A 20,514-nucleotide genomic window follows, 5' to 3' on the forward strand; every position below is an offset into this window, starting at 1 on the left:
AGCCTTTGAGTTATACCAAAAGGCCGCTAAACAAAACTGCGCACCGGCGCTTAAAACACTGGCCTTTATGTATATGCAAGGCCTTGGCACTGAGCAAGATGTACCTAAAGGTTTTGACACTTTGGTGCAGGCTTTTCATGTTATGCCTGATAACAATCTAAAAGATATTATCTGGCGTATTGAAACTAACGAAAATTATAAAAAATACTCACTTAAAGCTAAAATTGAAGATTATTCAAAACAATATCGAGAACAATTTGAACCAAATAATTCCAGTGATGAAGACTATATTACTGAACGATTTCAATTTTTCAATCGAATCTATCAGTTGAATTTTACCAATGGAATAGGTCCTATAGAAATTTGGCCTAGACCAACATGGTCAGTAATATTAGGTGAAACAGTGGGTGAAATTACACCATTAAAAGAACGTTACTTAGTAAAAAAATCAATACAAGGTTACTATAAGACCATGACTTATTTAAGCTATTATTATAAAGGCGAAGCACAAGATATTACACAAGCTCAACTTTGGCGTAAATATGCTATCATCATGACGGAAGGAAAACATCCAAGTAATTGGCCAGGCTATCCCCCGCTTGAACAATAAGGGCACACATGCCCTTTTTTATTTAAGCCATTTATGAACATTATTTTGAGTCGTTAATAAAATAGATTCGTAATCGTTTTGTATATTTTCAATCGCTTTTTTGTCAATTTGGGAAAGATTAACACCGCTCTCTTCTTGAAACTTTTCAACAAACATATTGAGCTCTTTAAATGCTCTAATTTGATCGAAACTCATTTTAAATCTTAGCTCACCTTTACGTACTCCTAAAGCTGAATAGGTGATCCAAACTTGAATTTCATCGTCAGAAAAATAGTCATAAAGTAACTCTAAAACCAAAGCTATTATGCCAACAACACCTGCAAAACGGAATAATATTGTACGCATAGCAAATAGATTAAACGCTTTTTGAACGCCTTTGTGGGCAAAACGTGCTGCTAGCTTTTCTGCCACTGGCGTAATTTTAGCTTCAATAAAAGTTTGAACCCAAGCATAGCGATAGCTCATACACATTAACGAAAAAGCACTGCCTGATGCAAAATAACTCAAAGATGATACACTAGCTAACAATATTGACAAGATACTACCAAATTCGCCATCTTGTATAATGGATTTTATCATTTTAGCGCCCATTAAAAAGCTAACTAATCCAGTAAAAACGCCAAAGGTAACTTTGGAATAAATAAACACTGATGTTCGCCCAGTTAAAACTTTTGTCACACTGGCTGTAATATCTGCAGCAGCGGCAATGAGCGAACTAGTAGCTATCATTTTTTCCATTAAAATATCACTATCGTTAGCAAACAGATTGGGCTTTTTATCCATCACATATTGCCAGTTATAAATTTCGAATGCGCCGACTAAAAAAGCAAGTCTTACGCTGCGAAATTGAAGTTGTTTGCGATTAACATTAATCCCTGTACCATCTTCAAACACTTTAAAGGTAATGTTTAATGCTTTTTTAAAGACATGTTCAATTTCAACCAATTGGCGATAAAATCGTTGGTCAATATCTTTGATGACTTGGTTTAAGCTGTTGCGCAAATCTTTAATCAACTTTTTCACTTCAGCAGAATAAGCATTTGATACCAGCTTTAAGCCACCGCCCGCATCAACGCCCGAAAAACTAAGGCTTTTAAAGGTTATCCACGCTTCAAACAGTTGATATTTTAGGTGAGCATAAATCACGCAGGTTTTCCAAACTGCCCCCGAAAGGGCAAGCATAGCCGATTCGGCAATCATTGCCCCTAAACTCAACAAACCATTACCGATAGGTTTACAGAGCTTAATCAGATTGTCGTACATTCGCAATGTCCCACTACAAATTAGCCCTGGCGAGTCATAATTAGCCAGATATTTGATTAAAAATATCCTTTTACCCAGATTAGTGTTAAGGGTTATTGTGGTTAAACCTTCAATTTTTTGTAATCGCTGTAGTTCAGTAAAATACTCAAGCATTAAAGTTGCATAGCGAAATTGACTAGTAATAAATGATAGACCTTTTAGTGTTATAGCTTCTAATAAATCTTTTTTATATTCTGCGTTTTTTTGACTATCGACCTCATTATAAATTGCTTTAAGTACAATCATTGCTGGTTGAAAATCAAAGAATTGTGCCCGTAATGCCAATATAACAAAGTGAGTTTTGCGCAGTTTAATATAGGCATCTGATTCAACATCAATCCCTTTTAGATGGTTAAGATTATACATTTTTTGGTTAAATTGTCGTCCTGTTTCACACCCTTCTAGCCCATGTGTTGAACGGTTATAAACCGCTTGAAAATAAAATCCATTAATATTGATATTGTTTAGTTGTTCATATTGTTCCTCAGTAATTTCTTGATTTGATAAAGCCTCTTTTAACTCTTTATCCATTTCTTTTTTAAATTCAAGCCACTTTGGATCGTCGCTATCAATTTTGATGTTATCTTCATATGCTAAGTCATTAATCGCCATAAGATAATGGCTTTGCTCAAGCCAGCGAATAAGCTGTTTAGCACGTTCATTTGCTATTTTTTCTACTTCTTTATTAACTTGGTCAACAATAGCATCGAAATCTTTACTGTCTAAGCGTTCGGTGTACTTTTCGAGGGCTTTATCGACTTTTTGATCGAGCTCGGCTTTATATTGTTCTTTTTTACTGTCATAGTCATTGACCAGTTCTTGATAGACTTTGTGCAAAGTTAAAGCGGTTTCTTTGGTTTCAATAACGCTAGCATCAAGTGTAAACGATGAATATTTAACTAACTTTGCATAAATAGAGTTTGGGTAATAGTCTGCTAATCCTGGCACCCCAGGATTATTTTTATGTGTCATATGATATTTATCATCTTCATAACTATCAAATTTAAGGTAATTCATAAATTTTTGATAATAGAGATGCCCAAATGGTTTGCCATAAAAGTGATCTTTGACCAATAAAATATAAGATTTGACCATGTTATAAAATTCACGTTTCCTTGGTGCAGGTGAATTTTTAACGACCGAGATGTCAATACCTAAGCCTTGTGCAACAGTTTCAATATTAATATCACCACTGTATCGTCCTAATTGTATTCCGGGTGCTTTTCTACGGACAAGCTCTTTTAATTTTCCCTTTTGATAATCATGATCATCAATAGTTAATCCTTTATCAATAATCTGATATATCTCATCTTTATAAGGCGCTATTTCAAAATCTTTTTTTGCGACATCTGACTCAACATAAGCACGAACTTTGGTCATACATTGTTTTACATCGCACTCCATTTCGGCTTCTTTTTTAAATTGAGCTAAGTGACCATAAATGTCGTTATAATAATCATTTAAATCTTGAGCAACACCTAATGCATCTTCTATTGCTAGGATCATTGGTGTGCCATCATTACCACTATAATTTTGCATGTTTTTGTATAATGTATGCAAACTACTTTGGTATTGCTCCGCTAAAATCGCTTTAGTATCTGTGCCTGGAGCTGTCATAAAAGACTTTGTTTTAAAAGGAGCCCATGGTTGGTTTGTGCTGTTAAGCTTTAGTTTTTCTTTTTTGAATGTATATTCGATAAAATATTCAGTTGTATAAGATATTCCGGTATAACTGACATCATCAACTTTTGAAACCCGTTTTTTTGTTACTTCTTTCCAAAAAATCGCCTTGTTTTTACGATCTTTATCATCATGGTTTAAAAACATAGGGTATATTTCATTACCTTGTTGATTATCGGGCATTCGTCGATCTGTTATAAAATCAAAATCATAATCTAAAATTTGCTTTAATGATTCTTCAGTGGCGACCGTTGCACTTGCGTGTTGTTGCTGATTTTTCCATGCTTGAATGTTGATTTCTTGCATTCTAGGTAATGGAGATTTGGTGCTGTCAAGCAACATTTCTTTAGTCCATGGAAATTCACTATAAGCAATATAAGCTTTTTCGTGACGGAATGAATTAGGTATAGTAATAAACGAAGTTAATTCTGGATTTTGATCTAAATTAGGACATTTATAAGAATCATCATTGTTGTGTTCCGCTGTTGGAGCACTAAAAATGGAATGTTGTAAAGTCAACTGCCCCCTGTTATTGACTTCATAAACAATCCAACTTTTATCAATATCAGCTAAATTAACTTCGTCTAGTGAGTTTTGTACAAGACTAGGTAAATGAAGGTAAATGAATCCTTCCCTTATTCGGCGAATATGATATTGGTAATCATCATTTAGGGGGACTGTTGTGACTCCATCTAAATTTGCCCATGAAGGTTTTGAACGATTAAGATAGGTAGGAATAACAGTATAACGCACAGGAAATATAGCAAGCCCATCGCGTTGACAACCGCATTTTTCTTTCATATTCATTTGTTTTATCCTTTTCTGTTTTAGTATTTTTATTATTTTATCTATCTATTATTTAACCAAAAATATGCTTAATTTTTTAAATTAATTGATTTTTGTTTTTTTATCAATACTTTTGTCTAAAGTGGTAATGATAAAAAATTTAACATAAAAATAACGAAAAGCTAGGTTAGTTTCTGATACAATAATACAAATTTATAATAAGTTAGTAATGTCATAACACTATAAAATAAAAGGTTTTTTAATGATCATATCAGACGCTAATAGTGCGGTGTCATCCGTCGCTTATCGGGCAAACGAAGTCATTGCTATTTACCCAATCACACCAAGCTCAACCATGGCCGAGCAAGCTAGCACTTGGGCTGAGTTTAATAAACCAAATGTCTTTGGTGATACACCAAGAGTGATTGAAATGCAATCCGAAGCAGGTGCAATTGCAACCGTTCATGGTTCATTAATGACAGGTGCACTTGCAACTTCGTTTACTTCATCACAAGGTTTGCTTTTAATGATCCCATCGCTGTACAAAATAGCCGGCGAACTGACTCCTTTTGTTTTGCATGTTGCAGCACGTACTGTTGCAACGCATGCTCTTTCAATTTTTGGCGATCATTCTGACGTGATGGCAATTAGGCAAACTGGTTTTGCGATGCTTTGTTCTAGCTCAGTGCAAGAAGCGCAGGATTTTGCCTTAATTTCGCAAATGGCCAGTTTTAATAGCCTTGTTCCTTTTGTTCATTTTTTTGATGGATTTAGAACCTCACATGAAGTTAATAAAATCTATCCAATAAGTGATGACCAAATCCGTAATTTATTACCACACGAAGCCATTAAAGCCTATCGCTCACGAGCATTAACGCCTGATAAACCAGTAACTCGAGGTACATCTGCTAATCCTGATACATACTTCCAGTGCAGAGAAGCGATAAATACTTATTATGATAATGTCTATCAACATGTTGTTGATGCTATGGACGCTTTTGCAGCAGAAACAGGCCGAAAGTATCAACCTTTTGAATATTATGGTGCTAGTGATGCTGAGCATATTATTGTTATTATGGGATCTGGTGCTAGCACCGCAAAAGAAGTAGTTGATGTTTTACTTAAACAAAACGAAAAAGTCGGGGTTGTGATCGTTCGGCTATTCCGCCCATTTTCAGCCAATCATCTGCTCGAAGTTATTCCAAGTACTGTTAATAAAATTGCTGTGCTTGATAGAACTAAAGAGCCGGGAGCACAAGCCGAACCGCTTTATTTAGATATTATGACCGCATTTGCTGAAAGCTTGTCGCGCAAAGAATGCGCAACTATGCCACTTATTATAGGTGGACGTTATGGGTTATCATCTAAAGAATTTGACCCACGTTGTGTACTTGCTATTTTTACTGAACTTGGATTAGATAAACCCAAACCACGTTTTACCGTTGGTATTTATGATGATATAACTGGGCTTTCTTTACCTTTACCTGACCAATCGATACCACAAAAATCTGCTCTTGAAGCGCTATTTTATGGGCTTGGCAGTGATGGCACGGTATCTGCAACCAAAAATAATATTAAAATTATTGGTGATAATTCTCCTTTTTATGTACAAGGATATTTTGTATATGACTCTAAAAAGGCAGGAGGTTTGACGACTTCACACTTACGAGTCAGCTTAGATCCAATTGATTCACCCTATTTAATTACCAGCGCACACTTTATTGGCTGCCACCAAGATCAGTTTATCGATAAATATCAAATTGTTGATAAATTAAAAGACGATGGCATCTTTTTGCTTAACACGCCGTATAGCAAAGACGAAATTTGGCATAGACTTCCAAAAGAAGTGCAAGCTCAATTAATACAAAAACGAGCACACTTTTACATTGTCAATGCGGCAAAAATAGCTCGTGAATGTAATTTAGGTGCAAGAATTAATACCGTTATGCAGGCGGCATTTTTTCATCTAGCTGGAATTTTTAAAAACGATTTTAATATCGCCCAATTAAAGGAAGTCATTGCCAAAAGTTACAGCAGTAAAGGACAAGATTTAGTTGAAAATAACTGGAAAGCGCTCGACTTAGCTATGGCTTCGCTTGAACAAATACCACTTAGCTGTGTTGACCAAAGCAGTTCAACAATGCCATCTATTGTACCTGCTAACGCGCCTGATTTTGTTAAAACAGTCACTGCTGCAATGTTAGCTGGTTTAGGCGATAACTTGCCTGTATCAGCATTTCCACCCGATGGAACTTGGCCTATAGGTACAACTAAGTGGGAAAAACGTAACATTGCTGAAGAGATCCCTATTTGGCAACCTGAACTCTGTACCCAATGTAATCATTGTGCGGTTGCTTGTCCTCATGCGGCTATTCGAGCTAAGGTTGTTGATCCTGATGAAATGATCAATGCGCCTGATTCATTAAGCTCACTTGAAGTAAAAGCTCGTGATATGAAGGGACAACGATATGTTTTACAAGTTGCACCAGAAGATTGTACTGGCTGTAATTTATGTGTCGAAGTGTGCCCAGCTCGTGATCGTAATAATTTTGAAATTAAAGCCATTAACATGCAATCACGTATCGATAATCTTGAGACTCAACGCACTAACTTTGAGTACTTTACTGCATTGCCTGATCGTGATATCAGCACGCTTGAACGCATTGATGTGCGCACATCACAATTACTTACACCGCTATTTGAATATTCGGGTGCTTGCGCAGGTTGTGGCGAAACACCATACATCAAATTGTTGACCCAACTTTATGGCGAGCATTTAGCCATTGCCAATGCCACTGGCTGTTCATCAATTTATGGTGGCAACCTCCCATCATCTCCTTACACTACTGATCGAAATGGTCGTGGTCCAGCTTGGGCAAACTCATTATTTGAAGATAATGCAGAGTTTGCATTAGGATATCGTATTACTTATAACCAACATAAAAAACGAGCGTTACGCTTACTTGATTATGTTGCTGGCGACATTTCGCCCGAAATAGTCATCGCCTTAAAATCGCCAGAAACCTCTATAGCGGAAAAACGTCAACAAGTCGAGTTATTACGTGAACAGCTTGCACACTTAGATTCTTCGCAATCACAAGAGTTGATGATAGATGCAAATTATTTGGTAGATAAGTCAGTTTGGGCTATTGGTGGCGATGGTTGGGCTTACGATATTGGATTCGGCGGGCTTGATCATGTTATGAGTTTAACTGATAACGTAAATATATTGGTATTAGACACTCAGTGTTATTCCAACACTGGAGGTCAACAATCAAAAGCTACACCGATGGGCGCTGTATCAAAATTTGCTGATTTAGGTAAGCATAAAGCACGTAAAGATCTTGGTGTTAGTGTAATGATGTATGGCCATGTCTATGTTGCACAAGTTGCATTAGGTTCACAACTTAACCAAACTCTTAAAGCCTTACAAGAAGCCGAAGCTTATGATGGACCATCTTTAGTTATTGCTTATAGTCCTTGTGAGGAACATGGCTATGATCTGGCTAAATCGCATGAACAAATGAAAGATCTAGTTAAATCAGGATTCTGGCCTTTGTATCGTTACGACCCACGCCGTATGGCAGAAGGCAAACCAGGATTAGTGCTAGACTCAAAAGCACCAAATAGTGAGTCACTAACTGGTATCTTACTAAAAGAACAACGTTTTCGTCGTTTAGAAACACTTGAACCTGTAATTGCAAATACCTTGCATGAACGTTCAACAAAAATGGCAGATTCTAAATATAAATTCTTACAGATGCTAGCAACCTATTCGGATATTGAGACACCAGCAGATAGCTGACAATAGCTATACATGGTAATTATAAGCCATTATAAAGGGCTGTTATTAATAATAGTCCTTTTTTATTACCGCATTTGAGCAATAAAGCACCAGAATTGTGCATATTCAAATCACAATAGCTCACATAACAACCCAATATCACTAATTTTATGTTATTGAGTAATATACGAATCAATTATCCAATGATCGTTAAAAACTTGGTATTATTTTTGCATGATTAATAATTGACCACATAAAAATTAATTAAATGGGAGGTGAATCATGATATCCAATTTAAACGTTAGTAGAAGAAAATTAATCACATTTTCCAGTGCGGCAATTGCAGGGATATCTATTAATCAATTATTATCTAAAGCTCATGCAATAGAAGCGCAGAACTCGGTTTCATTCTCTCTACCTATGCTTGAAAATGCAGCAACACCTGATATTAACAATCCTGTAAGGCTCAACTTTAATGAAAATGCGCTTGGTATGTCACCACGAGCAAAACAAGCTGCAATTGAGGCTGTACCAAAAGCTAATCGCTATGCCAAAGCCGAAATGCCATTACTTAACAAACGATTAGCTAAATATCATAAAGTCGATGATACTCAAATTTTATTAACTGCAGGATCTTCAGAAGGTATTCGTAGTGCTATTGCTGCATTTGTTAAGCCAAATACTCAATTAGTCATTCCAGAGCTTACTTATGGAGATGGAGAACATTTTGCAAAGATCTTTAATTTAAAAATTACCAAAGTACCAAGTTTGCCAGATTGGCAGATCGATATAAAAGGCATACAAAAAGCTGCCGAAGATTATAATGGATTTTCAATTGTCTATTTAGTTAATCCAAACAATCCAACTTCGACAGTTTTTGCAACAAGTGAAATTGAATCTTGGATAAAAAGTAAGCCTAAAAATACTATTTTTATTGTTGACGAAGCCTATGCTGAATTTGTTAATGATCCTGCATTTGAATCAGTTGATAAATTAATTACACAAGGTTGTGACAATGTTATATTGCTTAAAACATTCTCAAAAATCCATGCTATGGCAGGGTTACGAGTGGGTTATGTGGTCAGTTCAGTTGAAAACGTTAAGAATATAGCTCAATATGTTGCTGGTGAAAAACTGAATTACTGTGGTGTTTGCGCAGCTCTCGCATCAATAGATGATCAACCCTTTTTAACATACTCTAAAAAAGCGGTTGATGTATCAAGGCAAATTATGGAAAAAGCTTTATCAGAACTAGGTTTGCATTATTTAAAATCTCAAACTAATTTTATGTTTCACAAAAGTCCAATTGATTTGAAAGATTATCGAGAACTAATGAAAAATAATTTTGTATTAATTGGTAGAGATTTCGCACCAGCAACAAATTGGTGTCGAATATCGCTAGGTTCGCCGAGTGAGATGCTTTACGTTGCAAATGTAATGCGTGAATTAAAAGAAAAAGGAAAAATTTAAATTAACTGCTTATTCTAAAGCTCTTTAAATATTAGCTAATTTAAAGAGCTTTATTTTTATTATAAGCCGTCAAAATTGAATTATTCATTGAAGATAATGACGAAAAAGATTTAGCTACCCATAATACGACGCGTCATCCAATAATGTTTTTTCCAATAACTATCATTTAAGTTTGAATAAACTACACCTTTTGATGTTGAAGCGTGTAAAAATTTGCCGTCTGCATAATAAATGCCAACATGTAGACCACTACGGCTACGGCCTGTTTTAAAGAATACTAAGTCACCTGCTTTAGGGGTGTTTACCTTAACACCCAACCGAGCTTGCTCAGCAGCACTTCTTGGTAAGTTTTTTGAAAGTTTATTTTTAAAAAAATTCATTACAAAACCAGAACAATCACTACCCGCTAAAGTCGTACCGCCATAACGGTATGGCGTGTTTTGCCATTTTTTATAGTGAGATTCTATTTTAGTTAACATGGTTAGATTAGGACTAGGTTTAGTTTTCTTAATAGAAACTTGACGTTGGGTAGTACTACAACCAAACAACATGAAAATAGAAAAAAACAATATAGTTATTAAAAAACGTTTTTTCACGTTAGTACAGTTGTCGAGCAACGTCCCTAATAGTTGATTGTCTTTTTTTATCATTTCTTTTTGTTCCTTTATTTAACGTTGACCAATACGAATAACGCCTAGCCAATTTTAAGCTTTTAGGCAACACGCCTTTTTCCCATTCGGTTTTATCTATTTTAGATAATCTAACTGGGCTAGTGTCCGCATGGCTACGATGATTCAAACTTTCTTTAAGGCGAATTAAGCGCAAAGAAAGAAAACAGATAATAACATCATCAACACTTAACTTTCTATATCCAGAAAGCTGATACCGAACTCTAGAACCATAATGTTTTGCAGTCTGCATTAAACTACCAACTGCGGCACCAATTAACGCAGCTGATCCAAGTGAGATACCTCCGGTCGCTAAATCAATACTAGCACCAATTGTCGCCCCCTGAACAAAGCCTTTAGTCAAATGAGTACCCATCATTTTTAGAGCATCAATATTAAATAGATCAGCATTATAGCGACCTTTTATTAAAGGTAAATTCTCTTCACTTTCTTGATTTGAATCAAATTGATACAATTTTAATAATTCATTGATCGCCATTTGTTCTCGCTTTCTAACTTTATTTTGCATATCAGCAATTGCCTGCACATCTTCTGATTTAGCCATTTCATAAAAGGCTGTAACATCAACGAGTGTTTCGGCAATAATCAGATTAGCGGTTTGATTTCGAGAATTACGAGTTTGTGCGATTTTATCTAGCCAGTTATCTAATATAACCTTAGCAGGCTCAACTAGTAAAGCAAGGCTATGATATAAACGTTCTTCACCATCCAAAGGAGGAAATATAGCGTCGAATCTTATAATAGCATGAATCCCAATGCGTGACAGTAATCTTTTCCATTCCTTTTCATTTTGGTTACTGTCTGCAGTAAAATTTAAAACAGCTAATATGGGCTTATCACTATTGGCTAAAATAGCTAATTCATCGTGATACTTTGCCAATACTGGCTCTCGTACATCTATCACATAGATAGCCGCATCACTATTTAGCAGTTGCTTGATGACTTTAGCTTCTTGATTAAATACGTTTTCAGACTCTGGGCTTTGTAAAAAAAATGTTAATTTATCGACACCATCAAGTTTTGCATTAGTAGGAAGTAATTGGTTAATATAATCATAAAGTGCTAAACTGTCTTCTAATCCTGGAGTATCATAAAAAATTATTGATTTATTATGCTCAAGTGGCAATGTTATTGATTCAACGTGTCTTGTGGTGCCAGGGCTATCAGATACATTTCCAAAATGACTATTACGAATTAAGGTGCGTAGTAAAGATGTTTTGCCAACATTGGCATGACCAACCACTGCTAATTTTAATGTTGATAGCATTTTACAGAGCCTCGCTTAGCCAGTCAGGTTGAGCCAACTGTAAAGATAATGATTGCCAATTATGGTACTGTTTACCTTGATTAATAAACCAAATACGAGTTTGCTGAGATTTATTAATCAGTTGATTAATAAAATTTAATACTCCCCTATCTGGCGCTCTATCGGTATCAACCGCAATTAATAATTTTTGAGCTGGCGTTAATTGTAAATAATCTAGAATATTACTGCGCTGTTCACGCGTATTTAAAAAACCTAAAAATGAGACAGACTCAGGGTAGTGCCAACTTTCTTGCACATCGATGGCAACCAAAAAATTACCTTCAGCAGCTTCTATTGAATGTGTTGAAAAATGCCACTGGTGACTATTTTGACCTAATTTATCAGCATCTTCAATATTCACAAATAATGACTGCAACCGATTTGCTAATATTTGATAATCAGGATGAGAGATATTAAGCTCAATTCGACGACTACTAATAAGCCAATTAACACCACAAAACACCATACACAAAAGCCGTAACATTAATCCATAAACAATAAATACACCTAACAGCCAAACAGCCCACGATGATCGAATTTCACCAGCACTTAACGCATGTTCGCTTAGCTTTATAACTTCATCTTTTGGAATTTCAAAGCCAAGTAATGACGGTAAATAGCCTAAATAATGAGTTAAACCAATAATCGTATCAGAACTAAGCAAAGTGGTTTGCCATTCAAAACTATAATGCTTAGTTGAAAATAGCACAACTAAAACTAATAATGCACAACTTAAAATCACAGTCCAAAACAGGTTAAGCACAAACCCAATAAGCCAACGAATACGAGAGCCAAATAGTTCAACAAATGCAGGGATCAGTTGTTGCACTGTCTTTTTTTGAGAAAGCTTTTTAGCCAACCATAACCAACAATGAATCAACAAACTACCACCAAAATTGGAAAAGAGGAAAAACGAACCAAGCCAAATAGTTAGCGTAATTAAATGAACGCCTAACAAACTAAAAAGCGCCCAATACAAATTGATAGGGTTTTGACTTAATGCTCCCAATGCTAATGAACCACCTAAAAAAACAGATAGTAGCAGCAATAATGCAAAAGATAACTTTACCGATCGCAAAAGTACTTTTTGCGCCAAATACAATCCATTTTGTTTAGACAACATGATTGCCCGCATCACAATTCGATCTGGAAGCGATATTTGTTCGGCTCTTACTTGTCGGTTGATATCTTGATCAGCAAACTGCCCAAATTCTGTTTCAATTAAATGGATCGTTTCGGTCAACCAGAGTGATTTTAGCTTTTGTCGCATTAGACTTAATCTTCAACATTATAATAAATAAAATATAAAAGAAACGCGACATAAGTCGCGTTCATAAAGTCGAATCAATTATTGTGTAATTTCACCAATTTTACTTAATAAAGTTTGAATACGTTGTTGCCATACTTGCTGATCTTGTTTTAGCTTTTCGTTTTCGTCACGTAGTGCTTTCATTTCATCTGAACTATCATTAATTAATTGCTCTAACTCTTGATTGCCTTTTCTTAAGGTTGCAATCTCTTGTTGTAATGTATTGATAGTATTTATAGTATGTTGGATTCGACTTTCTAATTGATTTAGTATTTCTAATGACATATTTTTCCTCAAGCTCAAATTATTTGGTGTATAATGCTAATCATTATACCGAATTCATTCTAAAATCAACACCTTTTTAAATCTTAAGTTGGAGAAAATTATGCGAAAACCTCTCGTTATGGGTAACTGGAAATTAAACGGTAGTTTGGATATGGCTAAAAGCTTAGTCTCAGGACTAAAAAGTGAGCTATCAAACGACACAGCATGTGATATTGCAATTGCACCACCTGTTGTATACCTTGATTTTGTAAAACACCAATTAGGTGGATCTAATATTATTTTAGGAGCACAAGATGTTGGTATTAATTTATCAGGTGCTTTTACTGGCGAAGTATCAGTTAACATGTTAAAAGAAATTGGCGTGACTCATATTATTATTGGACATTCTGAACGCCGAACTTATCACAAAGAATCTGATGAATTTATTGCAAAAAAATTTGGTGTAATTAAAGAAGCTGGTTTAGTGCCTGTATTATGTATTGGCGAAACCGAAGCAGAAAACGAAGCTGGTCAAACACAAGCTGTTTGCGCACGCCAAATTGATGCAGTAATAAAATCACTTGGTGTTCAAGCATTTAACGGTGCGGTTATTGCTTATGAACCAATCTGGGCTATTGGAACTGGCAAATCTGCAACTCCTGCACAAGCACAAGCTGTTCATAAATTCATTCGTGATCATATTGCTAAACAAGATGCAAAAGTGGCACAACAAGTAACCATTCAATATGGTGGTTCAGTTAATGATAAAAATGCGGCTGAACTATTTACTCAACCCGACATTGATGGCGCATTAGTTGGTGGTGCATCACTAAAAGCTGATGCTTTTGCGGCAATTGTTAAAGCGGCTGAACAGGCTAAAAAATAACGTATAAATATGTCGAATAACAAAATAAAAAGACGCTTAATTTAGCGTCTTTTTATCATTTAAATTAATATCATTTTTTAGCCTTAGTCGGATAACGTGAAGGCCAAATTTTTTCGACAGGCACTTGTAAATAATCAGAAATAATTCGTTCATACTTAGGGCAATGGCGATATAATGCGTTTCTTAAAGTATCAGCCTGCAAACCACTAGCTCTAGACAATGCTCTTAAATTTCCGCCTCTAATTTTAATTTCGCCTACAACTCTAGATGGTGCCCAGTCTTGATCTTGCTCTCTCATTATGAGATCCTCTATTAGTTAAATTCTTACTATTGTAAAGATTATCGGTAATACAATGTTCAAAAGATATGAATTTATATAGAACAGAATAACACAGAAAAAAACGATTTAAAACAATAAAAACAATAAAAAAATGGAATAGAGGAAAAAATGCTCGAAAATAAAATAAAAAACCAAACCGAAAAAGAAAAAACACGAACCCTAACTAATACAGGGGTCATTAATTTTAAAAATCGATTAAGCCTAGTGTTAGAAGGTCTTTCAGGTAATGCCTTTGCTAAAAAAGTTGGCATGTCAGAAGCTGTAATAAGAGATTACTTATCAGGCAAAACCTACCCATCACTAAATAGATTAGCTATCATAGCCCAAAAATGTAATGTTCCTATTGAATGGTTAGTAACTGGAAAAGGAAAATGTCGATTATTATCAGATTCAGATACTCAAGATTCAGTATATATCCCATTCCACCATTTAAATAATATGGTGAAATCTTACTCAAAAATCGAATCAATCCCATTTGATATTAATTTAATAAGGCATCAAGGCTGTAATTACGAAGACTTAGTCGCCGTATGGGCAAAAGGTGATAGCATGGAGCCAACAATATCAAATCATGATATTCTTATTATTGATAAAGCGCATTATAAACCGATCGATGGCTATTTGTATGCTGTTGAATATGAGGATCAAATCAGTATAAAACGCATTCAAAATCAAGGAGCAAACTTAGCATTACTTTGCGACAATCCTAAGTACCCAACCATTATTGGGGATAAGCATGAACCGCAAGAATTTAAAATTATTGGGCATGTAGTTTATCTTCTAAAAGATCTTAACTAAAACCCATTTAAGCTTGGGCTAATTACAGCTTTATCGGCTTCGACTGGTAAGGCTGTTTTAATGTATTTAACTCTCGTTTTTTTCAATGAATATCAAGTTAAAAAAAATGTCAAAAAGTTTCAGGTAACTATGTGTTTCAGTATAAAATCAATGTAAAGCTATTATAAAAAACAAATTAACTTAACAATCGTTATCAGCATAACTTTATGCTTTTTTCACTAGTTATGCTAAAATTAGCATTAAATTTTTTATTAGTTTTACCTATTAATATAATATTATGCCAAATATAAACACTCGAAAAAAAGTCGTTGTCGGTATGTCTGGCGGCGTTGATTCTTCTGTCTCAGCTTATTTATTACAACAACAAGGATACGATGTTGTTGGGTTATTTATGAAAAATTGGGAAGAAGACGACACAGAAGAATATTGCTCTGCCGCTGTTGACTTAGCCGATGCGCAAGCAGTTTGTGACAAATTAAATATAAAATTACATACTGTCAATTTTGCTGCCGAATATTGGGACAACGTATTTGAACATTTTTTATCTGAATATAAAGCAGGCCGAACGCCAAATCCTGATATTTTATGTAATAAAGAAATAAAATTTAAAGCATTTTTAGAATATGCGGCCGAAGATCTTGGCGCAGACTTTATTGCCACAGGGCATTACGTCCGTAAACGTCAAACAGGCGATAAAGTCGAATTATTACGAGGGATCGACAATAACAAAGATCAAAGCTACTTTCTTTACACCCTTAGCGAAGCACAAATAAGCCAAAGCTTATTTCCAGTTGGTGAACTCGAAAAACCAGAAGTGCGAAAAATTGCACAACAACTTGGTTTAGCAACCGCTGCTAAAAAAGACTCAACTGGCATCTGCTTTATTGGTGAACGTAAATTTAGTGACTTTTTAGCACGATATTTACCCGCTCAAGCAGGTAACATTCGCACTATTGATGGAGAGATTATTGGTCAACATCAAGGCTTGATGTATCACACATTAGGGCAACGCAAAGGGCTTGGTATTGGTGGCTTAAAACAAGCTGACGACACACCATGGTATGTTGTAGACAAAGATCTTACCAATAACGAATTGATTGTGGCACAAGGCCATGATCATCCAGCACTCCTTTCTGAAGGATTAATTGCTCAACAACTTCATTGGGTTGATCGTAAAGTAGTAACAAAACCATTTAGCTGTACTGTAAAAACACGTTATCGTCAACAAGACATAGCCTGCCAAGTAATACCATTAACCGATGACAAAATTAAAGTCATATTTAATAATCCTGTTGTAGCTGTTACACCAGGTCAGTCTGCTGTCTTTTATAAAGATGAAGTATGTCTTGGTGGTGGTATTATAGAAGAACGAATTACAAACAGTAAGGAAGACTAACGTGAATAATAAATACCACCATATTGCTATTGCCCTCGCTGGTGCGGCACAAAGTGCAATACTGGTGCCACAACTTGCTAACACAGGCGTTTGTAATGTTACACTTTATGAACAAGCAATAAAAAGCTTGTTTAAAACCTCGCCAAAAACAACGGATGATGTTTATGATGGTATTAAAAATATCAAAACAGGATTACAAACAGTAATACAATTATTATTATCAGGACAAAAAGAACAAGTCCAAATTATTCGTTACCTGTTTGGTACAATTGGCATTACTAGCAAATTATTAAAAAATAATGACGCATTAGATAAAATTGACCAACGATTAAAACGCATTTCAGGGCTTTATCTAGATATAAATGATGAAACTGTTAGTACTAATGTTGAAGATCTGTCCTATTCATTAGCCGGAATTTATTCTGATATCATCAGCCCGATATCAACAAGAATAAAAGTTGTTGGCAAAATCGAATTTTTACAAAACACATTGGTACAAGCAAAAGTAAGAACCGCCCTTTTGGGATGTGTTCGATCGGCTATTTTATGGTATCAAGTTGGTGGAAATCGTTTCCAGTTTCTTTTTTGCCGTAAACGCATTTGTAAAGCAGCACAAGAACTATTAGACCAAATTAATTGCGCAAACTAATTTGCACTTTATAACTGATATTTCAAATATTGTAACGGAGTAAAACCGATGGAATTATCTGCACTCACTGCCCTTTCGCCAATTGACGGGCGTTATGGTGAAAAAACCACAGAGTTACGCACCATTTTTAGCGAATATGGTTTATTAAAATACCGCGTTCAGGTCGAGGTTTGTTGGCTACAAAAATTAGCTTCACAAGCAGATATTTTAGAGGTTCCAACATTAAGTCAATCAGCTACTAATCATCTTAATCAAATTGTAGACCAATTTAGTGTGCAAGATGCAAGTCGCATTAAAGAAATCGAAAGAACCACTAATCACGATGTTAAAGCTGTAGAATATTTTCTAAAAGAAAAAGTGAGTACTCATGAAGAATTACACGCCATTAATGAGTTTATCCATTTTGCTTGCACATCAGAGGACATTAACAACTTATCTTATGCGTTAATGCTAAAAACAGCTAGAGAAGCTGTCTTAGTGCCATATTGGAATAAACTCATTGATAAAATCACCTCACAAGCTATCGCTTATCGTGATTTACCACTACTATCAAGAACACATGGTCAACCCGCTACGCCATCAACCATAGGTAAAGAGTTTGCTAATGTAGCTTACCGCTTAAAACGCCAATTACAACAACTAAAATCGGTTGAAATACTAGGTAAGATTAATGGCGCAACGGGAAATTATAATGCACATATGGTTGCTTATCCGCAAGTGAACTGGCATAAATTTAGTGAGAATTTTGTTAACTCGCTAGGACTAAAATGGAATCCTTATACCACCCAAATTGAACCACATGACTATATTGCCGAATTCTTTGATTGTGTAGCACGTTTTAATACCATTATGATAGACTTTGATCGAGATATTTGGGGATATATTTCACTAAATCACTTTAAACAAAAAACTGTTGCTGGCGAGATCGGATCTTCAACCATGCCACACAAAGTTAATCCTATCGACTTCGAAAATTCAGAGGGCAACTTAGGGATTGCCAATGCAATTATGAACCATTTAGGTAGCAAATTACCTATTTCCCGCTGGCAACGTGATTTAACCGATTCTACAGTGTTGCGTAATCTAGGTGTAGGTATTGGTTATGCCATTATAGCTTATCAATCAACCCTAAAAGGATTAAACAAACTCGAAGTCAACCAAGACCACTTACTTGAAGAACTTAATCGCAACTGGGAAGTATTAGCCGAGCCAATTCAAACAGTAATGCGCCGTTATGGTATCGAAAAACCTTACGAAAAATTAAAAGAATTAACTCGAGGCAAACGAGTTGATGCAAAAGGCATGCAAGAATTCATTGACTCATTAAATCTACCCGAAAGCGAAAAAACACGACTAAAACAGTTAACACCAGCTAACTATATTGGTTATGCCGTTAGCTTTGTTGACAATTTAGAATAACAACTTAAATCCAAATAGCCTGATACAGTCACACCCTATCAGGCCATATTGACTTTCAGGTGATCATATTAATCACACTAGTGTAGAAATTACTCATTAAATATAAATCACCTAAACAAAAAATAGGGAAATTAATTGAACATTCGCATTGCAACTCGTAAAAGCCCATTAGCGCTATGGCAAGCAAATTTTGTTAAGCAACAAATTTTAACTAATCACCCAAATTTGACAGTGGAATTAATTCCCATGGTAACTAAAGGTGATGTATTGCTAGACAGCCCTTTATCGAAAATTGGTGGTAAAGGTCTTTTTGTAAAACAACTAGAACAAGCAATATTAAATAACGAAGCGGATATTGCTGTCCATTCAATAAAAGACATCCCTGCTGAGTTTCCTGAAGGATTAACATTAGCCACAATTTGCAAGCGAGATGATGTACGTGATAGCTTCATTTCAAATAAATATTCAAATATAGATGAGCTACCCAATGGTGCAATAATTGGTACATCAAGTTTACGACGTCAATGTCAATTGCGTGCAAAATATCCCCATTTACAAATTAAAGATCTTCGTGGCAATGTAGGCACTCGTTTAGCTAAATTGGATAATCAACAATACGATGCCATCATACTAGCCTCAGCGGGTTTAAAACGTTTAGCACTACAAGACAGAATCAAACAATATATTGATACTGACTTAATTTTACCTGCTGTCGGACAAGGTGCTATTGGTATTGAAACCCGAGCAGATGACAAAAAAATATTAGAGATTCTTTCAGTGCTTGATGACAAACATAGCCGAGTTTGTATTGAAGCAGAAAGAGCAATGAATAAAGCTTTACAAGGTGGATGCCAAGTGCCCATTGCTTGTTATAGCCAATTAAATAACAATATTTTATCACTACAAGGCCTTGTTGGACGCATTGACGGTTCTAAAATAATTAAAGGGACATTAGAGGGTAGTATAACTGAAGCCGAAAAGTTAGGAAAAGAATTAGCAAAACGCTTATTAGATCAAGGTGCGAAAACAATATTAAAGGAATTAAATGGCGGATGATTTATGTAACTAGACCCTCTCCAGAGGGTGAAAACCTTACCCAACTATTTGCTCAAGCAAATTTGCCTGTACAACATCTTCCATTTTTTACTATTTCACAAGGCAATGACCTACTAAATTTACAACAACAACTGAATAAACTTTTACCTAACGATATTGTAATCGTTGTTTCACCACAAGTTACACACGTTATTAAAACCTATATTGGCAATCTAATATTACCAACTAATGTTCGGTATTACGCAATAGGAAAAAAGTCAGCACAATTATTTAACCAGCTCACCACAACTAAAGTCAATTATCCAGAACAAGAAGACAGTGAAGGATTGTTGATAAAACTACAGCAAGAATCTGTACAAAATCATACTGTTTTAATTTTATGCGGTAATTCAGGTCGGCAATTATTATCTCAAACACTAACAAATCGAAAAGCCAAAGTAAAATCAATAACGTGTTACTGCCGTGAGCCAATCACCTATCCGCCAATGATATTATCTAGTAATATTGAAAATCAAATCATTATTATTACTAGTCTAGAACACTTAATCCAGCTTGAGTTATATATTAATCTTGAACATAAAATGCATGCTAATCTTGTAGTAACAAGCCAACGAATTTTTGCAAAAGCGAAACAACTTAATTGGCAAAAAGTTCAACTAGTGAGTAGTGCGAATAATCAAAAGCTTTTTAACGCTGTAATGATAAATTATACTATAGCCGATAATATAAATAATCTATGACACTTGCTTATTAAGACAATAATTAAAATT

15 protein-coding genes and 1 pseudogene are annotated in these 20,514 nt (G+C 35.2%); 10 read left to right on the forward strand and 6 right to left on the reverse strand.

Annotation, left to right across the window (positions count from 1 at the left end; genetic code table 11):
* Positions 1-610 (forward strand): annotated as a pseudogene (locus B9N71_RS12920) (sel1 repeat family protein); the annotation flags it as partial.
* A gap of 18 nt (positions 611-628) precedes the next feature.
* Here the strand turns inward: B9N71_RS12920 and B9N71_RS00840 are convergent.
* Positions 629-4,399 (reverse strand): T6SS effector BTH_I2691 family protein, encoded by a 3,771-nt coding sequence (locus B9N71_RS00840; protein WP_085163785.1) that lies wholly within the window; start codon positions 4,397-4,399, stop codon positions 629-631.
* A 241-nt stretch (positions 4,400-4,640) separates the two neighbouring features.
* Between B9N71_RS00840 and nifJ the strand changes: the two genes are divergently transcribed.
* Both nifJ and B9N71_RS00850 read left to right on the forward strand, forming a co-directional pair.
* Positions 4,641-8,183: a pyruvate:ferredoxin (flavodoxin) oxidoreductase gene (gene nifJ / locus B9N71_RS00845; RefSeq protein WP_085163786.1), complete on the forward strand. Its 3,543-nt coding sequence runs from the start codon at positions 4,641-4,643 to the stop codon at positions 8,181-8,183.
* A gap of 261 nt (positions 8,184-8,444) precedes the next feature.
* Positions 8,445-9,632, forward strand: coding sequence for a pyridoxal phosphate-dependent aminotransferase (locus B9N71_RS00850; protein WP_085163787.1), 1,188 nt, complete (start codon positions 8,445-8,447; stop codon positions 9,630-9,632).
* A gap of 110 nt (positions 9,633-9,742) precedes the next feature.
* Here B9N71_RS00850 and B9N71_RS00855 read toward each other — a convergent pair whose 3' ends face one another.
* The 4 genes from B9N71_RS00855 to zapB all read right to left on the reverse strand — a co-directional run bounded on the left by B9N71_RS00855 (position 9,743) and on the right by zapB (position 13,221).
* Entirely contained in the window at positions 9,743-10,282 is a 540-nt protein-coding gene (locus B9N71_RS00855; RefSeq protein WP_081296713.1) for a C40 family peptidase, read from the reverse strand.
* A complete protein-coding gene (locus B9N71_RS00860) occupies positions 10,230-11,588 on the reverse strand; it encodes a GTPase/DUF3482 domain-containing protein (protein WP_065590481.1) in 1,359 nt (452 codons plus the stop codon). The genes B9N71_RS00855 and B9N71_RS00860 overlap by 53 nt, the downstream gene beginning before the upstream one ends.
* A 1-nt stretch (position 11,589) precedes the next feature.
* The gene (locus B9N71_RS00865) at positions 11,590-12,897 is read right to left on the reverse strand and encodes a DUF2868 domain-containing protein (RefSeq protein WP_065590480.1); all 1,308 of its coding nucleotides are present in this window, start codon (positions 12,895-12,897) and stop codon (positions 11,590-11,592) included.
* Between the two features lie 78 nt (positions 12,898-12,975).
* A complete protein-coding gene (zapB, locus tag B9N71_RS00870; RefSeq protein WP_034910977.1) occupies positions 12,976-13,221 on the reverse strand; it encodes a cell division protein ZapB in 246 nt (81 codons plus the stop codon).
* 100 nt (positions 13,222-13,321) lie between these two features.
* Between zapB and tpiA the strand changes: the two genes are divergently transcribed.
* Positions 13,322-14,086, forward strand: a complete 765-nt coding sequence (gene tpiA, locus B9N71_RS00875; protein WP_085163788.1) for a triose-phosphate isomerase — start codon at positions 13,322-13,324, stop codon at positions 14,084-14,086.
* A gap of 70 nt (positions 14,087-14,156) precedes the next feature.
* On the opposite strand, the gene B9N71_RS00880 is transcribed toward tpiA, so the two are convergent.
* Positions 14,157-14,384, reverse strand: coding sequence for a helix-turn-helix domain-containing protein (locus B9N71_RS00880; RefSeq protein ID WP_065590478.1), 228 nt, complete (start codon positions 14,382-14,384; stop codon positions 14,157-14,159).
* A 150-nt stretch (positions 14,385-14,534) separates the two neighbouring features.
* Here B9N71_RS00880 and B9N71_RS00885 point away from each other — a divergent pair, with 150 nt between their 5' ends.
* From B9N71_RS00885 to B9N71_RS00910, 6 genes are all read left to right on the forward strand, one after another.
* On the forward strand, positions 14,535-15,224 hold the full coding sequence (locus B9N71_RS00885) for a LexA family transcriptional regulator (protein ID WP_085163789.1): 690 nt from the start codon (positions 14,535-14,537) through the stop codon (positions 15,222-15,224).
* A gap of 277 nt (positions 15,225-15,501) precedes the next feature.
* Entirely contained in the window at positions 15,502-16,620 is a 1,119-nt protein-coding gene (gene mnmA / locus B9N71_RS00890; RefSeq protein ID WP_065590476.1) for a tRNA 2-thiouridine(34) synthase MnmA, read from the forward strand.
* A gap of 1 nt (position 16,621) precedes the next feature.
* The gene (gene hflD / locus B9N71_RS00895; protein WP_085163790.1) at positions 16,622-17,269 is read left to right on the forward strand and encodes a high frequency lysogenization protein HflD; all 648 of its coding nucleotides are present in this window, start codon (positions 16,622-16,624) and stop codon (positions 17,267-17,269) included.
* Between the two features lie 48 nt (positions 17,270-17,317).
* The gene (purB, locus tag B9N71_RS00900) at positions 17,318-18,688 is read left to right on the forward strand and encodes an adenylosuccinate lyase (RefSeq protein WP_085163791.1); all 1,371 of its coding nucleotides are present in this window, start codon (positions 17,318-17,320) and stop codon (positions 18,686-18,688) included.
* 135 nt (positions 18,689-18,823) lie between these two features.
* Positions 18,824-19,744, forward strand: a complete 921-nt coding sequence (gene hemC, locus B9N71_RS00905; protein WP_085163792.1) for a hydroxymethylbilane synthase — start codon at positions 18,824-18,826, stop codon at positions 19,742-19,744.
* Positions 19,741-20,484, forward strand: coding sequence for a uroporphyrinogen-III synthase (locus B9N71_RS00910; RefSeq protein ID WP_085163793.1), 744 nt, complete (start codon positions 19,741-19,743; stop codon positions 20,482-20,484). The genes hemC and B9N71_RS00910 overlap by 4 nt, the downstream gene beginning before the upstream one ends.
* The last annotated feature ends 30 nt before the right edge of the window (positions 20,485-20,514 follow it).

This window comes from Gilliamella bombi, assembly GCF_900103255.1.
GTDB classification, from domain to species: domain Bacteria; phylum Pseudomonadota; class Gammaproteobacteria; order Enterobacterales; family Orbaceae; genus Gilliamella; species Gilliamella bombi.

Bases quoted from the DNA above. Each gene is read 5' to 3' on its own strand.
- B9N71_RS00850 (WP_085163787.1), top strand. From the start codon at position 8,445: ATGATATCCAATTTAAACGTTAGTAGAAGAAAATTAATCACATTTTCC.
- B9N71_RS00865 (WP_065590480.1), bottom strand. From the start codon at position 12,897: ATGCGACAAAAGCTAAAATCACTCTGGTTGACCGAAACGATCCATTTA.
- B9N71_RS00880 (WP_065590478.1), bottom strand. From the start codon at position 14,384: ATGAGAGAGCAAGATCAAGACTGGGCACCATCTAGAGTTGTAGGCGAA.
- nifJ (WP_085163786.1), top strand. From the start codon at position 4,641: ATGATCATATCAGACGCTAATAGTGCGGTGTCATCCGTCGCTTATCGG.
- B9N71_RS00885 (WP_085163789.1), top strand. From the start codon at position 14,535: ATGCTCGAAAATAAAATAAAAAACCAAACCGAAAAAGAAAAAACACGA.
- B9N71_RS00910 (WP_085163793.1), top strand. From the start codon at position 19,741: ATGATTTATGTAACTAGACCCTCTCCAGAGGGTGAAAACCTTACCCAA.
- B9N71_RS00840 (WP_085163785.1), bottom strand. From the start codon at position 4,399: ATGAATATGAAAGAAAAATGCGGTTGTCAACGCGATGGGCTTGCTATA.
- purB (WP_085163791.1), top strand. From the start codon at position 17,318: ATGGAATTATCTGCACTCACTGCCCTTTCGCCAATTGACGGGCGTTAT.
- zapB (WP_034910977.1), bottom strand. From the start codon at position 13,221: ATGTCATTAGAAATACTAAATCAATTAGAAAGTCGAATCCAACATACT.
- B9N71_RS00860 (WP_065590481.1), bottom strand. From the start codon at position 11,588: ATGCTATCAACATTAAAATTAGCAGTGGTTGGTCATGCCAATGTTGGC.
- mnmA (WP_065590476.1), top strand. From the start codon at position 15,502: ATGCCAAATATAAACACTCGAAAAAAAGTCGTTGTCGGTATGTCTGGC.
- B9N71_RS00855 (WP_081296713.1), bottom strand. From the start codon at position 10,282: ATGATAAAAAAAGACAATCAACTATTAGGGACGTTGCTCGACAACTGT.
- tpiA (WP_085163788.1), top strand. From the start codon at position 13,322: ATGCGAAAACCTCTCGTTATGGGTAACTGGAAATTAAACGGTAGTTTG.